Here is an 18,599-nt window from a genome sequence, read left to right on the forward strand (position 1 = left end):
ACATGATAATTCCGAAAAATAGACAATTGATCCTTAATACTGCAATCACAAATCTAAAGGTTTTCATAAAGTTTTCTCCCCTTTTTCTTTCGTTACTATTGGTCGCTTGTAAATCTGATAAGGCTCAACAAGTGCGTAATTCAGAAACTACAACTTCTGAAAGCCCAACTGAACAAATGCCAACGAGCGGTTCTAAAAAAATTATTTTTTTTGGTGACAGTTTAACGGCAGGTTATGGTTTAGAGGATGTTGACGACGCTTTTCCAAGCCTTATACAAGATAAGATTGACGCTTTACATTTGGATTACAGCATTGTAAATTCAGGTGTAAGTGGCGAAACAACTTCTGGTGGAAAAAATAGAATTAATTGGGTTTTAAATGAAGAACCAAGTATTTTTATCTTGGAGTTGGGGGCAAACGATGGGTTAAGAGGTGTTCCTTTGCAGCAAACTAAACAGAATTTGCAAGATATTATTGATGCCGTCCAGGAAAAATACCCGTCCACTAAGATTATTTTGGCAGGTATGCAACTTCCTCCTAATATGGGTCAAAGCTATACCACAGAATTTAATAACTTGTTTCCCTCGTTAGCCAAAGAAAATGGCTTGCCTTTAATTCCCTTTTTATTAGAAAATGTTGGTGGCATCGCGTCTTTAAACCAATCAGACGGTATTCATCCAACAAAAGAAGGGCACGAGATATTGGCGACAAATGTTTGGAAGGTTTTAGAGCCTGTACTGAAATAATATAAAATGTTTTATGTGTTACATTACATTTCTTTGAAAGGTTAAATTTAAACACGGAGTTAATTCAGTAGTTCTAACTTTAAGCATTTTGCCTAACGGATATTACTATTCTTAAAGCGGATGGAAGTACGTACTGTTAATAAAATCTTATTCTAAGTCTCGTTTTTCCAAGCATTATAGTATATTTGAAAAAAACATTATGAAAAAAGTACTCTTAAGCATCATGGCTTTTAGTTTATTTGGATGTGCCGAATTGCAACAAATTGCCAGTCAATATCCCGGTTTAGACCCCGTTGGAAATGCCGAAATCGCCTCAGGTTTAAAAGAAGCACTCAACAACGGAATCACTAAAGAAGTAACCAAACTAACTTCGACCGATGGTTTTTACAAAAATCAAATGGTCAAAATCTTACTTCCCGATGAATTGCAGAAAGTAGATAAAGGTTTACGAGACATTGGTCTAGGAAGCCTTGCCGATGAAGGAATCAAGTTGCTAAACCGTGCTGCAGAAGACGCGGTAAAAGAAGCTACACCTATCTTTGTTGATGCAGTGAGGAATATGTCGTTTAACGATGCTAAGAATATTTTATTGGGAAGCGATAACTCAGCTACACTGTATTTACAAAGTTCTACAACGCAATCCTTATACGGAAAATTCAATCCAGTAATTCAAAAATCATTATCAAAAGTAGGTGCTGATGCTGCTTGGAAAAACATCATTACAAAATACAATGCGATACCTTTAACTTCTAATGTAAATCCTGATTTGAACGATTATGTGACTCAAAAAGCATTAGAAGGGGTTTTCAAAATGATTGCTGTTGAAGAAAAAGACATTCGTACCAACTTAAATGCAAGAACATCTGATTTACTGAAAAAAGTTTTCGCCATGCAAGATGCCAAGTAAAAAACTAGGCATGCATAGTATCTAATCTTTTTGTATTCAATCACATAGACTTAACACTGCCTTAACAAAACATAAATTAAAAATCACGTACTTTGCAGTATTAAGATTGAATAAGGTTTGGTTAGTTAGTTAGATTTTAAAAAAGCTGGGGCATTGTGTTTCAGCTTTTTTTTGTCACATATTCAACAAACTGTAGCGTTTCGCTATTAAATACTGCCGCATTTTCAACGTTAACTACATGTCCACAATTCTGAATTTCTACTAACTTAGCAGAAGCTGAATGTTGTTGCACTACTTTTTTAATAGAAGGGAGAAACATATAATCTTCGGTTCCCATTATATAAAGTGTAGGAATTTTAAGTTCTTCAGCACGGAATTTTCTTAAAATCGGATTTATTTCTGAGGTTAATATGAACCATTTAATAAACTCCTTTTGATTCATTTTTTTAGCTTCATTCACAAATAACAACCGTGCACTTTTATGATTATCTCTTGGCATAATGACAAATGCGAAAAATTTGTACAACCATAAATAAGGAATTACATATTGAAAAACATTCCCTAATCGCATCAAAACCTGTGACCGAGCATTCATTCTAAAAATGGCACCACCTAAAATCATGCTTTGAATTTTATCAGGATTCGTTTCTGCCAACTGTCGAATTAAGATTGTTCCTAGAGAAATTCCTACGAAATGCGACTTTTTGATTTCAAGATGTTCTAAAACCACATTTATATCATTAGCAAGAATAGGAAAAGTATAGCTTTCATTTGAAGTAAAGTTTTTAGATTCCCCATGTCCACGAAGGTCTAAAAGTAACAAGTTAGCATGTTTCTGAAAATCCCGAATTTGCTTAAACCAAATCGATGAGCTCCCTCCTGCTCCATGAACAAAAGTTATCCATTGTTTGCTTTCAGGATTTGGAAAAATAGTATAGTTAAGCACAAATAAAGGTTTTGGCGAATTTAGTATTTAAAACGAATTTTTAATATCTATTGAGTAAATTTATGTCTTGTTTATTCTTTCAATCGGTTCTGTAGTTGTTTGAAATAACTAAAAGACTGATGCAATCGGGTTCCGTACCAAGAAAACATTTCACCATCTACAAAAGCAGTTTTTGCATGATGGGTATTTCTGCCAATTTCAAAAGCGTCTGCATCCGAAAAAGGATAGGGCTCTGATGAAAGTAAAACTACTTCCGGGTCATAGTCTTTTTCCATAACCTTTAAATCGATTTCTGGGTACCTGTCTTGGTTTTTATAACAATTATCAAACTTATTCAACTGCATTAATTCATCAATAAAAGTTCCTGTTCCTGCAACCATATATGGTTTTTTCCAAATGAAATAAGCCGTTTTTCTAATAGGTAAGTTTTTGCTGAACTTCATGAAATCAGTATAACCAAAAGAAATCTTGTCATTCCATTTTCGCGCTTCAGTTCGGCAATTAAAGAGTTTGCCAAAATCAGCAATGGTGTGCAACACATCATCAACCGTAATAATATTTGTAACCCAAACCGGACAAATTTTACGCAACTCCACCACCATTTCTTCGGTATTCTCTTCTTTATTAGCTATGATAAAATCGGGTTTTAGCAAACGAATTTTCTCATAATGCACTTTTTTTGTTCCGCCAATGATTTTCTTAGTGGATTTAAAATGTATTGGATGCACACAAAACTTTGTGATACCAATGATTTTATCTTCCAAACCTAAATCATATAAGGTTTCCGTTAAGGATGGAACGAGGCAAATAATCCGTTGTGGGATATCTTTTACTTCAAAATTAGTTCCTATACCGTCTTTCATTTCAAGCATTGTAGCACATTTTATTGTTCAAAGTTAAAAATTATAATGCACAAATTGCATCGAAAAAGCATATTGCCGTTTCATTTTAATAAAAAACACCGCACCTTTGCACTGCAAAAAAACCTACTTCTATGAACATCAAACTCATCGCCATTGGCAAAACCGATAATAAGCAATTGCAGACCTTGATGGATGATTATCAAAAGCGTTTATCGTTTTATGTCAAATTTGATTTAGAAGTCATTCCCGATATCAAAAACGTCAAGAACTTATCAGAATTACAGCAAAAAGAGAAAGAAGGTGAATTAATTCTGTCCAAAATAACCCCAACCGACCAACTAATCTTGTTGGACGAAAACGGTAAGAACTTCAGCAGTATGGAATTCTCTTCCGAATTACAAAAGAAAATGAATTCAGGTATCAAAACCTTAGTATTTGTGATTGGCGGTCCTTATGGTTTTTCTGAAACAGTTTATCAAAAAGCTTTTGGAAAAATTTCGCTCTCAAATATGACGTTCTCCCACCAAATGGTTCGATTGTTTTTTATTGAACAATTGTACAGAGGATTTACGATTTTGAGGAATGAACCTTATCACCACCAGTAAGGATTAGGGAATTAGGGCAACTACAAACTTCTCAAAAACGCATTACATTCTTCTTCAAAAATTTCTAAAGGAATTTGATGAGCCAAATCAGGTCGGATTTTAATATCAAAATGAACCGTTGGCAATAAATTTTCAGAGAAATACTTCAAATTTGAAATTGCAGGAACCGTTTCGTCTTGACTCCCTAAAACTATAGAAAAACGCTGCTTTTGTTTTGGAACCACATTTTGCGGAACAACTTGATTCAACGAGCGAATGGGTAAAGCGGGATTAAACAACAAAGCGGGACAACCCAATGTCATAGCAATATGATAGCCCATAAAACCGCCCATACTACTTCCAATTATACAATCAATGGAATCGTTTTTATAGGTTTCCAATAAATAATTAAACATTTCAGAATTGCTTTTATAATCCATATCTGGTGCGATTACAGTAGCAAATTCTTCTAAAACAGCTCGTTTTACATCGCTTAATTTACTTTCTAATCCGTGGAGATATAATATAGTCATAGTTTTTTGTAGTTAATTGGTTTCTTGAAACGCTTCAAACAAAGCAATCGTTTCCATTGCCTCTTTTACATCGTGGACTCTCAAAATATTCGCCCCTTTTGTCAAGGCCAATGTATTTAAAACTGTAGTTCCATTCAATGCTTGTTTTGAACTGCAATCCAGCGTTTTGTATATCATAGACTTTCTTGATAATCCGGCTAAAATTGGGACATTTAGGTGTTTAAATAATTCACTTTTATGCAATACTTCAAAGTTCTGTTCTGTGGTTTTGGCAAATCCATAACCGGGGTCTACAATCAAATCATTAATCCCTAAACTTCGGGCGAGATTTATTTTCTCTGCAAAATACAACATCATTTCTTTCAAAACGTCTTCGTATTGCGTCAAACTTTGCATGGTTTTCGGCGTTCCTTTCATGTGCATCATGATGTATGGCACTTGTAATTTCGCTATTGTTTTCATCATTTCAGTATCCAAATTTCCTGCTGAAATATCATTTATGATTGACGCTCCAGCTTCAATCGCCTTTTCAGCAACAGGGCTCCTAAAAGTATCAATAGAGAGTATAATTTCTGGAAATTCACTCACTAAAAGTTTTACAATTGGTATTAAACGACGAAGCTCTTCTTCTTCCGAAACGTAATCCGCATCAGGTTTACTCGAATAAGCACCAACGTCAATGAAAGTAGCACCCTCATTCAACATTTTTTCTACTTGATTGAGAATGGTATTTTCATCTGTAAATTGGCCACCGTCAAAAAATGAATTTGGTGTCAAATTTAAGATTCCCATTACTTTGGGTCGAGTCAAATCAATCAATGTGCCTTTGCAGTTTATCGTCATCAGAACTTTTTTTTATGCTTTGGGATTTCCTTTTGGCTTAATCGTTTTTAATTGCTTATTTTTGAAAAAATTTATACAAATATAAATCAATAATGAGCAATACTTCTCAAGAATACGATAAAATAGTGCACCAATGTCGGAGCCTTTTTATCAATAAAATGAGTGATTACGGAAGTGCTTGGCGTATTTTACGCTTGCCATCGCTAACCGATCAAATTTTCATCAAAGCACAACGTATTCGTAGTTTGCAACAAAACGAAGTTCGAAAAGTAGACGAAGACGAAGCCGGAGAATTCATCGGTATCATCAATTATTCGGTGATGGCTTTGATTCAATTGGAATTGGGTGTTGTCGAACAACCTGATTTAAAATTGGAAGAAGCAACGCGATTGTACGATGAGAAAATCCAGTTGACCAAGACGTTGATGGAAAACAAAAACCATGATTACGGGGAAGCTTGGCGCGAAATGCGTGTCAGTTCCTTGACGGATTTGATTTTACAAAAGCTACTTCGCGTAAAGCAAATTGAAGACAACAAAGGAAAAACGATTGTCTCTGAAGGCATTGACGCCAATTACCAAGACATGATTAACTATTCGATATTCGCACTGATTTTAATGCACAAACATTTATAACACACTCCTTTTTTAGCCAAAAATAATTCACAAATGAAAAACATCATCACACAATTCTCAAGAGTTTTCGTCGGTATTCTGTTCATTATTTCAGGATTGATTAAACTCAACGACCCTATCGGATTTGCGTTCAAGTTAGAAGAATATTTCTCAGAACCTGTTTTAAATCTGCCGTTTCTTGAACCATTAGCGTTAGCAATAGCTGTATTTATGGTAATCTTAGAAGTGGTCTTAGGAGTAATGCTGTTAGTGGGTTTCAAACCTAAATTCACCATTTGGAGTTTACTGTTGATGATAGTATTCTTTACATTCCTTACGTTTTATTCGGCTTATTTCAATAAAGTAACAGATTGTGGTTGCTTCGGCGACGCTTTGAAATTAACGCCTTGGGAATCATTCACGAAAGACATCGTCTTATTGTTCTTCATCTTGATATTGTTTTTCAATATCAAGTTTATAAAGCCTTTATTCAATAGTAAAGTTAATACAGGTATTGTATTGGTGACACTATTATTGTGTTCTTTCATGGCGTACTGGGTTTTAAATCATTTACCATTGAAAGATTTCAGAGCCTATAAAGTGGGAACAAACATTGAAAAAGACATGTCGTTTCCAGCCGATGCCGAACCAGCGGTTATTGACATGATTTTTGTTTATAAAGTAGATGGCGTAAACAAGGAGTTCACTGATAAACAACTGATGGATATTCCTGCAGGAGCTGAATTCGTAGAACGAAGAGACAACATTATTTCGGCAGGTTACTTGCCTCCTATTCATGATTTCACAATGGAAAAAGACGACGTTGACCATACAGCTGAATTTCTAGCAGAGCCAAAATTAATGATATTCCTTACCTACGATTTAGAAATTGCCGACGATGCTGGTTTGAAAAAATTGGAAGCCTTAAACTTAGAAGCCACTTCAAAAGGCTATAAAGTAATTGGTATGACCGCTTCAAATGCTGGTGTTATTGCAAAAATCAGAGCGAAGTACAACTTTACTTTTGATTACTATTTCGCTGATTCAATCACGCTGAAAACCATTGAACGTGCCAACCCAAGTATTGTCATTCTAAAAAAGGGAACGGTTACAAAAAAGATACACCACAACGATATAAAAGATTTGAAATTGTAATATAAAATGAGCCGTTTGATAACCCAAACGGCTCATTTTTTCCTCACAACTGACAACTGACAACTGATAACTGACAACTTCCTCCATGCTTCGCTACTTTTTAAACAAAATAGGATACGCTTTACTAACCCTTTTTGGAGTGGTTACGGTTATCTTCTTTTTATTTAATGTATTGCCTGGCGACCCGGCTAGAATGATGCTCGACCAGAACGAGAATTCGGAACAGTTGGCGATTATCAAAAAGAAATACGGTTTTGACCAACCCATTTCTATCCAATACTTGAATTACCTGAACGACCTCTCCCCGATTTCGTTTCACAACACCAATCCCGACAATTATTCTTTTCTTTATAAAGAGAAATACAATGCCGTATCGCTTTTTACCATTGGCAATCGCACCGTAGCTTTAAAAACGCCTTACTTACGCGAAAGTTTCCAAAAAAGTGGCAAGAAAGTAACTGATATAATTGGAAACACATTACCCAATACTTTTCTCTTAGCCTTTTTTGCAATTCTGATTGCAATTGGTATCGGTGTGTTTTTGGGCATCATTTCCGCATTATATCACAACACATGGGTCGACCGACTCATTGCATTAATCAGTACTTTGGGAATGAGTGTCCCGTCCTTTTTCAGCGCCATTTTATTTGCTTGGTTGTTTGGATTTGTATTGCACGAATACACGAATCTTAACATGACAGGAAGTCTCTATGAAGTAGATGATTTTGGCAACGGAAGCTATATTCAATGGAAAAACCTTATTCTACCCGCTATTGTTTTGGGCATTCGTCCTTTGGGAGTAGTGACGCAATTGATGCGAAACTCCTTACTCGAAACCTTCAGTATGGATTATATTAGAACGGCTCGTGCCAAAGGTTTGAGTGAATTTCAAATCATCAAAAAACACGCCCTTAAAAACTCCTTGAATCCTGTGGTAACTGCCATATCAGGATGGTTTGCTTCCATGCTTGCCGGAGCTGTTTTTGTAGAATACATCTTCGGTTGGAACGGCTTAGGCAAAGAAATCGTTGAAGCCCTCAACACCTTAGACCTACCGGTAATTATGGGAGCTGTTATTGTCATTGCCACAACTTTTGTGGTCATTAATATTTTAGTAGATTTGGTTTATGCGTACTTAGACCCTAAAATTCGGTTGGAATAAGTTTCTGATTAATAATTATTAGAGACAAAATACAAGTTCGCAATATCGTGTTTGCAAAATAAAAAGATACTTTAAAATTAATAAATACGTTATATCCAATGTGATCCTAAAAGAAATACTATGAAACCAACTTTATTGTTTTTATTGTTCATTTTTACCTTTGGAGCTTGTTCTGTCGATGATGAAAACTTTGTTACCATAAATGGAAGAGTAGAACGAGATTTGACAGGCGAAGGAATAGCTAATCAAAGAGTTTCGATTTACATTTATGAATTTCATGGTTATGGAATTTATACTTATCGTGTAGAACTCGGTTCTACAGAAGTAATCACTGATGATAATGGGAATTTTAGTTTTCAAGCAAAGGATGGTGAACGTGTTTTGTTCTCAACTTCTAAAGAACAAGATGAAAATTACGGTACTTCAGAATTAAGAAGCTTTAGACTAACTGATTCAGTTATTTTAAAAGTCGATAAACTTTTAAAATATAAAATTTATGTAAATAATACCACACCAGTAGATGAAAACGACTTTGTGAAAGTAGATTTAAATTGTTTTTTCTGCAATACACTAGTTACTAAAATTGAAAATTATGGTGTGGATAATGTCTATTATCCTGCCGAAAATCCTGGTGGAAGTGGCACTAGTGCATACGAAGAAACAGCATGGTATGGAACTAACGTAAATTCTATCATTTACTTTAGTGTTGAAGAAGGCGAGGATCAATATACATTATTTTGGCATATGACAAAAAACGGAATTAGTACATCCGGCTTTACTGAAAATTTACCAGTTGATGCAGATCAAGTAAATGAATATCATTTTGATTATTAATTTATTTCTCGGTTGGAGTAAGTCCTTTGTGTACATTAATATAAGATATTAAAGAGTTTGTATATATTTACAAATAAAAAAATTACGCTATAATTATCGCTTATAAAAAAACCGCATCAACAATCTATTTTAAATAATAAAATGAAAAAAGTTTATCTATTTGTAGCAATTATGTATTGTTGCTTAAACCTTTCTGCACAGGATATAAAAACAGTTTCCGCAGGCACAATTACAATTATTACAAACCAGCAAATGAAATTTACAAATCTTCGCTTTGTAGAGGACCAAGTACTTTTTATAAACTCAAGTACTAAATCGGAATTTACTTATTTCATGAATAGCATACGAAGTATCGTTGATGATAAAGGAACTACCATCTATCTTAAGGCTGGGGAAAAGCTTCCTGTGGAAAGAGTGCTTACAGAAGAACAAAAGCTACTGATATTAAACCCTCCCTTAGTAGACCGGAAACAAGTGTATGCTAAAATTGTCCTTAAAAACGGTACTGTTTTGAGAACCTATATAAAGACAAAAACCAACCTCTTTGATTCCGAAAGATTGGATGAAATAAGCATTGTTACTAGAGTAGTAGCTATTAAAAATAAAGAAAAAGTACGGTACAAAGCGAAAGAAATTGACAGCATGAAATTTGTTGATTATAATTACAAATATCGAGTCTTTTTTGGTGATGGAAAAGGATTGCAAGAAGTTTTATATGATGGTAAAATTAAGTGGTACAGAATGTATTGGCGAGACATTAACTATTCAACTCATACTACTGATTATATGTACAACACAGAACTTAAGCAACTATTTAATTTAAGTCTTTTTAATAATCGGCGTAAAAAATTTAGAGAGATGACTATACTACGTCCTGACTTATTACCTTTTATAGATGAGATGAGTATTGAAGATAAATATATATTGCAATTATTAGACAGATACGAAGAAGATTGATAGAACAGGTAAAATTTCCACGCTAGCGCAAGCATCTCGCTTGTGCCAACTCCTATTTCCCACTCGTCTGACTCTCTTCCCGAACGTCTGTCAGACTTCCCCATTCGTCTGACAAAGTTCCCCGGTCGTCTGGCAACATTCCCGAACGTCTGTCGGTCTTCCCCACTCGTCTGGCAACGTTCCCGAACGTCTGTTGGTCTTCCCCACTCGTCTGGCAACGTTCCCCGGTCGTCTGGCAACATTCCCGAACGTCTGTCGGTCTTCCCCATCCGTCTGACAAAGTTCCCCAATTGTCTGGCAACATTCCCTAACGTCTGACTGGCTGCCCAACTCGTATGGCACAGTTCCCTCCTAATCCTACAACGTTCACCGTTCAAACACCCCTATTCCTCAAAAGAAATTAAGTTTATTTTGTTTCCATAGAAACAAATTTTCCCGCTCCTGTGATAAAATGTTTTAGAATTATTCAAAGAATCAACTATATTTACAAAATTGTTAGATGGTATTAGAAATGCTACACGTTTCTGTACGCCTCGAGCACTAATAAAAACCAATACAAAACCTTAAATTAAACCCATGATTAAAAAACAACTTTATGCAATCGTTCTCTTGACCTGTCTGGTACTGGTGGGGTGCGATGTAAGTGGCGACGACGGAAATCCCGAATCAACGAGTCCTTCATTGAAGACTTTGAGTACAACAAATATTACAACTACTGCAGCTACAACGGGTGGTTTTATCGTTTCTGACGGTGGTAAAAATCTTATCGAAATGGGGATTGCATGGGATACGCTTCCTAACCCCACTATTTTTACGACTAAGATACCACAAGTAGGAACTGCAGAACAATTTACGGCAACTATTACTAATTTAGTGCCCAATACTACTTATTATGTAAGGGCTTACGCCATTAACGAAATTGGCGTTGCTTATGGCAACCAGCAAATGTTTACTACCATTGATGGTGCAATTGTATATGCAATTGGCGACATAGGTCCGGGTGGTGGTTTCGTGTTTGAAATAGATGCAACTGGTATTCACGGAAAAGAAATTGCTCCTCTAGCTACACAATTCAGCACACAATGGGGATGCCCTACGGGTGATGTAGCCGGTACGATGGCTACTGTAGGAACCGGTTCAGCTAATTCTGACCTTATCTTAGAGTTTCATACTGCCATGGGCTATTATGCAGACCCTGACCAATGTAGTGGCGACATTATCGCTACTGGAGACGTTGCCGCTAAGCAATGTGCGGAACTTATTTTTAATGAGTTAGAGGATTGGTACCTTCCCTCAATTGGCGAATTGGAACTGGTATATACCAACTTAATTAGTGAAAACCTCGGCGATATGGCCGACTTGATGTTGTCAAGTTCTACGCAAGACCCAACAGATGCAACAAAACACATGGTGCTTCAAGGAGAGACCGGTGGAACTATTGGCATCGCTAAAAGCACTGCAAACGCATATAGAGCCGTTAGAAATTTCTAAATCACAGTATTCAAAACATCATGGATTGGTGTTGAACCATTCGTGACTATTCTTATAAACACTTTCAAAGTCCTGATTTCCTATATGAAGTCAGGACTTTGTTATTGCGAGGAACGAAGCAATCCTATAAACGAATACTACAACCATGCATAACGACATGCACTTCCAATTTTCAATTCACAGACATAAATGCCACCGTTATAGGTATCGATTACAGGAGATTGCTTCGTTCCTCGCAATGACTGCATGAGTGGAACTTATAAATGAGTTCATTTCAACAAAAGAGAAATCACAAGCGTTACTCTCATAATTGATTCTTCCTTCCTCAGAACGACAAAGAAAAACACATCTTGTCGTGAACAAGTAAGTTTAATCCCCCATCAATCCCCATTAACGGTAGCTCGTACCACTGGACTCCAAGGACCTGCTTCACCTCGTGTATTTTCCCACCGTAACCGATAATGAACCGTCTTGCCAGCGTCGGACAAGGCAAATTTATGTAAAAAAGGCGGTGCAGAACATGTGCCAAGAAAGGTAGTGTCTTTTAAATCAGTGATGGGTTCGCCAATTTTGCACCAAATCTGACAACCTCTCACCCGTTTTGGCTTAGCATGTGACCCGTTTTCATCTGTAAAAAAGATAGTATGTTGGTACAGGTTCCCCGTAAATATATGCCCTAGCGGATGCGTTGTGGGAATAACAGGAGCACTTCTATTACTTTTACGTTCAGGTAAATGAAGAGTAAGTCTGTCTTGTAAAGTCAGCTCGCTTTTTGGGATATCGGCAAATACTTTTCTCAGTGTATTCATCAAACTATCCCTTACTCTATTCTTGTTTGTCACAATCATCGTCGTGCGTTCGTAAAGGTTTTTCGAAAGCGGATATAAAATGAACCACTCGTTGTAAAGTTCATTTATAAGCGTTTTATTCGTTTCCGAAACATGCAATCGGTTAATGTGAAGCGTTAAATAAGCCACGACTAACTTGAAATACGTATTGAGTTCGCTTTCTTTACTGGGAAAAGGTTTACGAGTAGGCATAAGATTTAGTTTTTTAATGATTATACTAGTTTGTTATATCACAGCATTTTACTGTTGTGTTTTTTGTTATTATTAATACATAATCCATAGTTAGGTAAAGTAACCGTATGATTGGGTTAATTAACCCAGAGCTTGGGTTAACTAACCCAGAGTCTTGGTTAATTAACCCAAAGATGTGGTTAACTAACCTAAAGCCTTGGTTAACTAACCCAGAGACGTGGTTAATTAACCCAAAGCCGTGGTTAACTAACCCAAAGGCTTGGTTAATTAACCCAAAGCAATGTGAGCTGTCTCGAAAGCTAAAAAAAACGTCCCATGAGTTAGCGAACGTGTTTTACAACTTGCGGGAATAGTAATTTACTACTGGGGAAGTGATGCGAAACCTTTGGGATAGATGCCCAACGTTAGTAGATAAAAGCAACGCTTGTGCTTTTTGATAAAGGAAACGGCTGTATACATCATAGCATTTTCGAATTTAGTTGAAAATAGTGACTGAACCTTAAGCTAACATGAATTATGCAACCCGCATTCTTGCTACTCTTTTGGATAAACTTGGAGGTATGAATCGCATGTTATTACATAACGTATTCGTACTCCTATACTTATCGTAGTGTAAATGTCAGCATTATTTTTGAATAAAAATGCAATCCCATCAATTATTTTAGCACTACCCTACTGATTGGTATGTCTTTACAAGGTTTTGGAAGGTATTTTATATACCTTGACACTTGTAGATACCCGTTTTTTTCAACTGTTGGAAGTTTTGATAGTAAAAGGTTGAAATGGGTGTTTTGTTTTTGAAAGAGAAAGAGTATATTTGGAAAGGCAATGACTGCATGATTATCTTTCACAACTTGTTTGCGGCCTCTGAATAGGTCTTTTGAAATAAGAAATAGAAGTACTACAATAGCCATCTATATACATTAACAAATGAATTTAAGTTCAAAGTTTAATTCTTTTTATCTTATAAAACTTGGTTTTTTTCCCACTCTTTGCATTGGCTTTAGTTTGTTGCTGATTGATGTTAAACTGAATTATAAAAAAGATATTTCAGTAGTAGTTCCTGTTTTGGTTTTGGTAATCATTGGTGCTATTATCCTTTATTATAATTTAAAGCGTGTTTTTAGTATTGTTTTGGAAGAAAAGCACATTACCAAAACTTATTTTTTTTCTAAAAAGAAAGAAGTTATTCCTTATGATTTAATCAAGAGTCTCAATACTGAGCGTATTGAACCTTCTTATAGTGACGCTGGTCAAATTACTGATGGTTATTATGATTTTTCTTTTACTTTAAAAGATGGAAAGGAACTCAATGTATCTCCTGCCTACTTTGATAATTATCTGGAACTAATTAAAAGAATTAATGAGAGAAGAAATGAATTGGATTAATTTAATGATAGTCATTTGCCATCATCAACCAAACCTCAGAAACAATTAAACACCCCTTATGCTCTACCCCTCACTTATATTCATAACCCTTGTAGCCATCGGGTTGTTTAGTTACAATTGGAACCGTAACAAAAATAGAAAGGGGAACCTCCCAAAAGAAGATTTTCCTAACGAATGGCGTGTTATTTTAAACGACGAAGTGCCTTTTTACCGGGCTTTATCGGTAGCGGAGAAGAAAAAATTTGAATACAGAGTCCAAGAGTTTCTGCTAAACTGTACTATAACCGGTATAGGAACTGAAATAACGATGCTTGATAAACTATTAGTTGCCGCGAGTGCCATAATACCTATTTTTGGTTTTGAAAATTGGAGCTACTTCAACCTCCATGAAGTACTGATATATCCTACGCATTTCAATAAAGAGTTTGCAACCGAAGGCCCCAATAGAAATGTGCTTGGCATGGTAGGGACAGGTTACATGGACGGCAAAATGATTCTTTCGCAGGAGGCATTACTCCACGGCTTTGAAAACACATCTGACAAGAAGAACACTGCAATACATGAGTTTACTCATTTAATTGACAAACGTGATGGTGCAATTGACGGCGTTCCTTCGGCACTGCTTGATAACGCTTATGCACAGCCTTGGATGGATTATATGGACAAAAAACTAGACGAAGTATTTGACGGCGACTCTGATATTAACCCGTATGGCGGGACTAATCGGGCCGAATTCTTTTCGGTAACCAGCGAATATTTCTTTGAACGTCCCAAACTGCTTGAGAAAAAGCATCCAGAACTCTACCATTTGCTAGAGAAAATCTATAAACAAGACATGACCGAAAGAAATTTGAATACCCCTATTGAAAGTGTTTCTCGTAACAGTCCGTGTCCTTGCGAGAGTGGCGAAAAATACAAAAATTGTTGTGGGGGATTGAATGAGAATTGAATGCATAGCAAATTGAAACAATAAATAGGTGTTGTGAAAAGTGAGTTGTCTCTTTTTAAATATCATCAATAAATCCTTTAGTATTACCAATATTTTACAAGACAGTTATAACTATTTTGGTAAACATTAAATAATTAAACCTCAAAAACAACACTAATAATGAGCATTGAAGTACCTTTTATACTATTGATTCTAATGGTACCCATTTATTTCATATCAAAATGGACATTGAGAAAATTAAACTTTGGAACAAAAAAAAACAGAAAGTATCTTGCGGTACTGCCTACTGTTATTTTAAGTCCGCTACTCTACGTAGGCTTAATTTATCTGTGGATTGCTTCAGTATCCTATTATCCTTCAACTGATTTTGATGAACGTTTGTGGACCCTTAAACCGCAAGAACGCTACATGATGTCAGAAGATTTAATAGAAAGTAAGTACTTAATAGGTAAAACCAAAGAAGAAATAATTGCGTTGCTAGGCGGGGATTATTATTCTGCTGAGGAGGGACATATCGGTTATGTTCAGGGATTTGTGCCGGATATGTTTAATATTGACCCCGACGTTTTGGAAATTTATTTTGAAAATAAAAAAGCATTTAAGGTAACACAGCGAAAAACGTGATATTTCGAACAACGCTTAAAACGAAGTGTACTACTGCTCTTTAATTTTGTTTCAAATACCGTAAAATGGGCGATGCTGTTATTCCATGTATAAACACCGAAAGCACAATGACCAATACAATTAAGGACCACAGGCGGTCGCTTCCCTCAAAGGTTTGGTGGTTTACGGCATACGCCAAATAGTAAATGGAACCAAAACCGCGGATTCCGAGAAAGCTGATGGCAAGTCGTTCCTTCCACGGGACATTTGTTATACCTGTGAGCCCAATTATTCCGCACAACGGCCGAATTATTAGTACCAATAAAACAGCTAGAATTACTTGCGAAATATCTAAGTTATCTAAAATACCGCCGCTTATAGATGCTCCAAGCCCTATTAGAAGTATGGCGGTACTTATGATTTGTAGTTTTTCTATCACAGAATGCATCGGTACGTGGTATTCATGGTCTGGTTCGTATTGCCGAATCATTACCGCACCACAAAAGACAGCGATAAAACCGTATCCGCCAAAGAACTCGGTAAAGCCGTATATAATTAAGGTTGCAGCAAAGGAGCCAATACCCAACAGTGATTTGGCAAACCGTGATTCAACAGGAAGGTTCAGTATAAAGCGTGCTAAGAGATAGCCCAAACCAATGCCAATAGCTACTCCTACGATAATTTCGTAAAGAACATTTGCCAGAAACCACGTTTGAAACCAGTTGGCATAACTCAACCCGTAAGCTGCCATTGCAATGGCCATGTGGGTAAAGGGAAAGGCAAGTCCGTCGTTGAGTCCGGCTTCAGAAGTTAGTGCAAACTTGAGTTCGCTGCGTTCTTGGTTATCTTCGCCAGGTCCCTCCTCCTCTATTTCCGATGCCAAAACGGGGTCGGTAGGTGCTACAATGGCTCCAAGAAGTAATGCTGTAGCAGGAACAAATGCTGCAAAATACCATCCGAGTACTGCCGCACTAGCTATAGTTAGCACCATTGTAATACCAAGTAATCTTGCGGTAATTTTCCAACCTTTAAAACTTGGACGTTTACTTATCTTTAATCCGGCACCCATAACGGCAATGATTACAGCTAATTCAGTGATGTGTTCGATTAAATCCCCATGTATATTGGGATTTGGAACTTCAACGCCTAAAGGCAAAAGGTATATAAGATAGCCAATGGTGAGTAAAACAATGGGCATTGACAACGGATACTTACTCAAAACACGTGGTAAAACTGTTGCAACTAATATCGCAAGTCCCAAAAGAAATACATTGAGATTATACGTTTCGAAGAAAGTTACCGCGTCTTGTAGCTCCATAGTTATTCAAATTTAGAAGCCTAAAATTAATTAATAGATACACTGAATCCGTTACGCAATTTCCATAATTAGTTATTGAATATCTGGTACGTCTTTCCGAACAAGTCCTGAGTATTATCCTACGTGTCCCGAAGCTTTACTTTTTAATAAAAACGTAAAAATGGCGTATAAACAGCCCCTTTGAATGTTATTTATACCGGATGCAATGCACAAAGTTCTGCTAAAGTTTGCTGCATCAGGAATCGAAACAAGAGGTACTGCAAAAGAATTACTATATTTGTGTTTAGTAAAAACTAAAACTTATGAAAAAAATACTCTTAAGCTTTCTTGTTGCGATTGCAACTATATCGTGTTCACAAGCACAGAAAACTGAATTTGCACCAGAAGCTTTGAAAAGTACGCTGATTGCCACTGATAAATCCGAAACTACTTTTCAACAAGTAATGGAAGACAACAAAGGTAAAATTGTAGTTATTGATGTCTGGGCGTCTTGGTGTTCAGATTGCATCAAAGGATTTCCGAAGTACAGAGCACTTCAAGAACAGTTTCCAGAAGTAACCTACCTGTATATATCTATGGATAAAGAGTGGGAACGCTGGATTATAGGTGCTGAGAAACACCAGCTTAAAGGACAACACTTTTGGGCACAAGACGGAATGCAAGGCGTCTTTGGAAAAGCAATAGATTTAGATTGGATTCCGCGCTACATGGTTGTTGACCGTGAAGGAAAGATAGCGCTATACAAAGCCATTGAAGCAGATGATGCTAAATTAATTAAGGTATTAAAAAAATTACAAAATAAATAAAATAACACACATACACCATGAGAGATAAAATTGTAGCAGGTAACTGGAAGATGCATAAGAACGCCGAGGAAACCGAAGATTTGTTGAACGACTTAATCAACAAACTTCCCTCTGATGCAGCGGTGCATATTATTGTTGCACCAACATTTGTTAATTTGGCTTCAGCCGTACAACATCTTGAATATACCAATATTAATGTTGCCGCACAAAACATGCATCAAGCAGAAAGCGGTGCATTTACAGGAGAGATTTCTGCAGGAATGTTAACGAGTATTGGAGTTACTAGCGTTATTTTAGGACATTCAGAACGTAGAGCATACTTCAACGAAACATCTGAATTACTGAAAAACAAGGTAGATACTGCTTTAAAAAACGAGTTGGTAGTAATTTTCTGCTTTGGAGAAGAACTGAAAGACCGTCAAGAAGGCACCCATTTTGAATTGATTGAAAAACAATTGAAGGAAAGCCTGTTTCATTTAGAAGAGAAAGATTGGGCAAGCATCATATTAGCTTATGAACCTGTTTGGGCAATTGGTACCGGAGAAACGGCTTCGCCAGAACAAGCTCAGGAAATGCACGCTTTTATTCGTAAAACGGTTGAAGATAAATTTGGAGCGGGCGTTTCTAACCATGTCGCTATTCTCTACGGAGGAAGCGTAAAACCAGACAATGCACAGGAGATTTTCTCTAAACCAGACGTTGACGGAGGTCTAATAGGTGGTGCCGCACTTAAAGCGGATGATTTCGTAGCGATTGTACAAGCTGCGATGTAGGAGAAGAAGAATATATACTGTAAAATGTATGTTGCATACTGTAACATATAAGCATAAAAAAATCCCGTTTCTCAACGGGATTTTTC

Annotated in this window: 21 protein-coding genes; 14 read left to right on the top strand and 7 right to left on the bottom strand. The window is 36.4% G+C overall.

The genetic code is table 11. From position 1 onward, the window contains the following. Positions 1-2 precede the first annotated feature (2 nt). On the top strand, positions 3-746 hold the full coding sequence (locus ACQ5J2_RS13045; RefSeq protein ID WP_432670905.1) for an arylesterase: 744 nt from the start codon (positions 3-5) through the stop codon (positions 744-746). Between the two features lie 199 nt (positions 747-945). Next, positions 946-1,653, top strand: coding sequence for a DUF4197 domain-containing protein (locus tag ACQ5J2_RS13050; RefSeq protein WP_432670906.1), 708 nt, complete (start codon positions 946-948; stop codon positions 1,651-1,653). A 160-nt stretch (positions 1,654-1,813) separates the two neighbouring features. On the opposite strand, the gene ACQ5J2_RS13055 is transcribed toward ACQ5J2_RS13050, so the two are convergent. After that, complete coding sequence (locus ACQ5J2_RS13055; protein ID WP_432670907.1) at positions 1,814-2,599, bottom strand: alpha/beta fold hydrolase; 786 nt, start codon at positions 2,597-2,599, stop codon at positions 1,814-1,816. A 71-nt stretch (positions 2,600-2,670) separates the two neighbouring features. Beyond that, entirely contained in the window at positions 2,671-3,471 is an 801-nt protein-coding gene (locus tag ACQ5J2_RS13060) for an ABC transporter substrate-binding protein (protein ID WP_432670908.1), read from the bottom strand. 122 nt (positions 3,472-3,593) lie between these two features. Here ACQ5J2_RS13060 and rlmH point away from each other — a divergent pair, with 122 nt between their 5' ends. Further along, positions 3,594-4,067: a 23S rRNA (pseudouridine(1915)-N(3))-methyltransferase RlmH gene (gene rlmH / locus ACQ5J2_RS13065; protein WP_432670909.1), complete on the top strand. Its 474-nt coding sequence runs from the start codon at positions 3,594-3,596 to the stop codon at positions 4,065-4,067. A 20-nt stretch (positions 4,068-4,087) separates the two neighbouring features. Here rlmH and ACQ5J2_RS13070 read toward each other — a convergent pair whose 3' ends face one another. Both ACQ5J2_RS13070 and folP read right to left on the bottom strand, forming a co-directional pair. Next, the gene (locus ACQ5J2_RS13070; protein ID WP_432670910.1) at positions 4,088-4,579 is read right to left on the bottom strand and encodes a YqiA/YcfP family alpha/beta fold hydrolase; all 492 of its coding nucleotides are present in this window, start codon (positions 4,577-4,579) and stop codon (positions 4,088-4,090) included. Between the two features lie 12 nt (positions 4,580-4,591). Next, on the bottom strand, positions 4,592-5,422 hold the full coding sequence (folP, locus tag ACQ5J2_RS13075) for a dihydropteroate synthase (protein WP_432670911.1): 831 nt from the start codon (positions 5,420-5,422) through the stop codon (positions 4,592-4,594). A 92-nt stretch (positions 5,423-5,514) separates the two neighbouring features. Here folP and ACQ5J2_RS13080 point away from each other — a divergent pair, with 92 nt between their 5' ends. From ACQ5J2_RS13080 to ACQ5J2_RS13100, 5 genes are all read left to right on the top strand, one after another. Next, positions 5,515-6,057 (top strand): DUF1599 domain-containing protein, encoded by a 543-nt coding sequence (locus ACQ5J2_RS13080; RefSeq protein ID WP_432670912.1) that lies wholly within the window; start codon positions 5,515-5,517, stop codon positions 6,055-6,057. Positions 6,058-6,090: 33 nt separating this feature from the next. Further along, the gene (locus ACQ5J2_RS13085) at positions 6,091-7,191 is read left to right on the top strand and encodes a BT_3928 family protein (protein ID WP_432670913.1); all 1,101 of its coding nucleotides are present in this window, start codon (positions 6,091-6,093) and stop codon (positions 7,189-7,191) included. An 85-nt stretch (positions 7,192-7,276) separates the two neighbouring features. Next, positions 7,277-8,353, top strand: coding sequence for an ABC transporter permease (locus ACQ5J2_RS13090; protein ID WP_432670914.1), 1,077 nt, complete (start codon positions 7,277-7,279; stop codon positions 8,351-8,353). A 120-nt stretch (positions 8,354-8,473) separates the two neighbouring features. Further along, complete coding sequence (locus ACQ5J2_RS13095; RefSeq protein WP_432670915.1) at positions 8,474-9,187, top strand: hypothetical protein; 714 nt, start codon at positions 8,474-8,476, stop codon at positions 9,185-9,187. A gap of 141 nt (positions 9,188-9,328) precedes the next feature. Continuing rightward, the gene (locus tag ACQ5J2_RS13100) at positions 9,329-10,144 is read left to right on the top strand and encodes a hypothetical protein (RefSeq protein WP_432670916.1); all 816 of its coding nucleotides are present in this window, start codon (positions 9,329-9,331) and stop codon (positions 10,142-10,144) included. Positions 10,145-10,196: 52 nt separating this feature from the next. Here ACQ5J2_RS13100 and ACQ5J2_RS13105 read toward each other — a convergent pair whose 3' ends face one another. Then, a complete protein-coding gene (locus ACQ5J2_RS13105; protein ID WP_432670917.1) occupies positions 10,197-10,448 on the bottom strand; it encodes a hypothetical protein in 252 nt (83 codons plus the stop codon). A gap of 272 nt (positions 10,449-10,720) precedes the next feature. On the opposite strand from ACQ5J2_RS13105, the gene ACQ5J2_RS13110 reads away from it, so the two are divergent. After that, on the top strand, positions 10,721-11,635 hold the full coding sequence (locus ACQ5J2_RS13110) for a fibronectin type III domain-containing protein (protein WP_432670918.1): 915 nt from the start codon (positions 10,721-10,723) through the stop codon (positions 11,633-11,635). Positions 11,636-12,015: 380 nt separating this feature from the next. Here ACQ5J2_RS13110 and ACQ5J2_RS13115 read toward each other — a convergent pair whose 3' ends face one another. Then, positions 12,016-12,675 (bottom strand): hypothetical protein, encoded by a 660-nt coding sequence (locus ACQ5J2_RS13115; protein WP_432670919.1) that lies wholly within the window; start codon positions 12,673-12,675, stop codon positions 12,016-12,018. Positions 12,676-13,605: 930 nt separating this feature from the next. On the opposite strand from ACQ5J2_RS13115, the gene ACQ5J2_RS13120 reads away from it, so the two are divergent. The 3 genes from ACQ5J2_RS13120 (at position 13,606) to ACQ5J2_RS13130 (ending at position 15,637) form a co-directional block, all read left to right on the top strand. Continuing rightward, positions 13,606-14,064, top strand: a complete 459-nt coding sequence (locus tag ACQ5J2_RS13120) for a hypothetical protein (protein WP_432670920.1) — start codon at positions 13,606-13,608, stop codon at positions 14,062-14,064. Positions 14,065-14,122: 58 nt separating this feature from the next. Continuing rightward, on the top strand, positions 14,123-15,013 hold the full coding sequence (locus ACQ5J2_RS13125) for a zinc-dependent peptidase (RefSeq protein WP_432670921.1): 891 nt from the start codon (positions 14,123-14,125) through the stop codon (positions 15,011-15,013). A gap of 159 nt (positions 15,014-15,172) precedes the next feature. Next, the gene (locus ACQ5J2_RS13130; RefSeq protein WP_432670922.1) at positions 15,173-15,637 is read left to right on the top strand and encodes a hypothetical protein; all 465 of its coding nucleotides are present in this window, start codon (positions 15,173-15,175) and stop codon (positions 15,635-15,637) included. 40 nt (positions 15,638-15,677) lie between these two features. Here ACQ5J2_RS13130 and ACQ5J2_RS13135 read toward each other — a convergent pair whose 3' ends face one another. Next, positions 15,678-16,934, bottom strand: coding sequence for a cation:proton antiporter (locus ACQ5J2_RS13135; RefSeq protein WP_432670923.1), 1,257 nt, complete (start codon positions 16,932-16,934; stop codon positions 15,678-15,680). Positions 16,935-17,236: 302 nt separating this feature from the next. On the opposite strand from ACQ5J2_RS13135, the gene ACQ5J2_RS13140 reads away from it, so the two are divergent. Together ACQ5J2_RS13140 and tpiA are read left to right on the top strand one after the other, a co-directional pair. Beyond that, positions 17,237-17,740, top strand: a complete 504-nt coding sequence (locus ACQ5J2_RS13140; RefSeq protein WP_432670924.1) for a thioredoxin-like domain-containing protein — start codon at positions 17,237-17,239, stop codon at positions 17,738-17,740. Positions 17,741-17,757: 17 nt separating this feature from the next. Next, positions 17,758-18,513: a triose-phosphate isomerase gene (tpiA, locus tag ACQ5J2_RS13145; RefSeq protein WP_432670925.1), complete on the top strand. Its 756-nt coding sequence runs from the start codon at positions 17,758-17,760 to the stop codon at positions 18,511-18,513. The last annotated feature ends 86 nt before the right edge of the window (positions 18,514-18,599 follow it).

It is taken from the genome of Flavobacterium sp. SM2513 (genome assembly GCF_050908145.1).
Lineage (GTDB): Bacteria > Bacteroidota > Bacteroidia > Flavobacteriales > Flavobacteriaceae > Flavobacterium.

What these genes read in the sequence shown, in the direction of transcription:
- ACQ5J2_RS13045 (WP_432670905.1), top strand. Translation starts at nt 3, where the DNA reads ATGATAATTCCGAAAAATAGACAATTGATCCTTAATACTGCAATCACA.
- ACQ5J2_RS13050 (WP_432670906.1), top strand. Translation starts at nt 946, where the DNA reads ATGAAAAAAGTACTCTTAAGCATCATGGCTTTTAGTTTATTTGGATGT.
- ACQ5J2_RS13060 (WP_432670908.1), bottom strand. Translation starts at nt 3,471, where the DNA reads ATGCTTGAAATGAAAGACGGTATAGGAACTAATTTTGAAGTAAAAGAT.
- rlmH (WP_432670909.1), top strand. Translation starts at nt 3,594, where the DNA reads ATGAACATCAAACTCATCGCCATTGGCAAAACCGATAATAAGCAATTG.
- ACQ5J2_RS13070 (WP_432670910.1), bottom strand. Translation starts at nt 4,579, where the DNA reads ATGACTATATTATATCTCCACGGATTAGAAAGTAAATTAAGCGATGTA.
- folP (WP_432670911.1), bottom strand. Translation starts at nt 5,422, where the DNA reads ATGACGATAAACTGCAAAGGCACATTGATTGATTTGACTCGACCCAAA.
- ACQ5J2_RS13080 (WP_432670912.1), top strand. Translation starts at nt 5,515, where the DNA reads ATGAGCAATACTTCTCAAGAATACGATAAAATAGTGCACCAATGTCGG.
- ACQ5J2_RS13085 (WP_432670913.1), top strand. Translation starts at nt 6,091, where the DNA reads ATGAAAAACATCATCACACAATTCTCAAGAGTTTTCGTCGGTATTCTG.
- ACQ5J2_RS13090 (WP_432670914.1), top strand. Translation starts at nt 7,277, where the DNA reads ATGCTTCGCTACTTTTTAAACAAAATAGGATACGCTTTACTAACCCTT.
- ACQ5J2_RS13095 (WP_432670915.1), top strand. Translation starts at nt 8,474, where the DNA reads ATGAAACCAACTTTATTGTTTTTATTGTTCATTTTTACCTTTGGAGCT.
- ACQ5J2_RS13100 (WP_432670916.1), top strand. Translation starts at nt 9,329, where the DNA reads ATGAAAAAAGTTTATCTATTTGTAGCAATTATGTATTGTTGCTTAAAC.
- ACQ5J2_RS13105 (WP_432670917.1), bottom strand. Translation starts at nt 10,448, where the DNA reads ATGTTGCCAGACAATTGGGGAACTTTGTCAGACGGATGGGGAAGACCG.
- ACQ5J2_RS13110 (WP_432670918.1), top strand. Translation starts at nt 10,721, where the DNA reads ATGATTAAAAAACAACTTTATGCAATCGTTCTCTTGACCTGTCTGGTA.
- ACQ5J2_RS13115 (WP_432670919.1), bottom strand. Translation starts at nt 12,675, where the DNA reads ATGCCTACTCGTAAACCTTTTCCCAGTAAAGAAAGCGAACTCAATACG.
- ACQ5J2_RS13120 (WP_432670920.1), top strand. Translation starts at nt 13,606, where the DNA reads ATGAATTTAAGTTCAAAGTTTAATTCTTTTTATCTTATAAAACTTGGT.
- ACQ5J2_RS13125 (WP_432670921.1), top strand. Translation starts at nt 14,123, where the DNA reads ATGCTCTACCCCTCACTTATATTCATAACCCTTGTAGCCATCGGGTTG.
- ACQ5J2_RS13130 (WP_432670922.1), top strand. Translation starts at nt 15,173, where the DNA reads ATGAGCATTGAAGTACCTTTTATACTATTGATTCTAATGGTACCCATT.
- ACQ5J2_RS13135 (WP_432670923.1), bottom strand. Translation starts at nt 16,934, where the DNA reads ATGGAGCTACAAGACGCGGTAACTTTCTTCGAAACGTATAATCTCAAT.
- ACQ5J2_RS13140 (WP_432670924.1), top strand. Translation starts at nt 17,237, where the DNA reads ATGAAAAAAATACTCTTAAGCTTTCTTGTTGCGATTGCAACTATATCG.
- tpiA (WP_432670925.1), top strand. Translation starts at nt 17,758, where the DNA reads ATGAGAGATAAAATTGTAGCAGGTAACTGGAAGATGCATAAGAACGCC.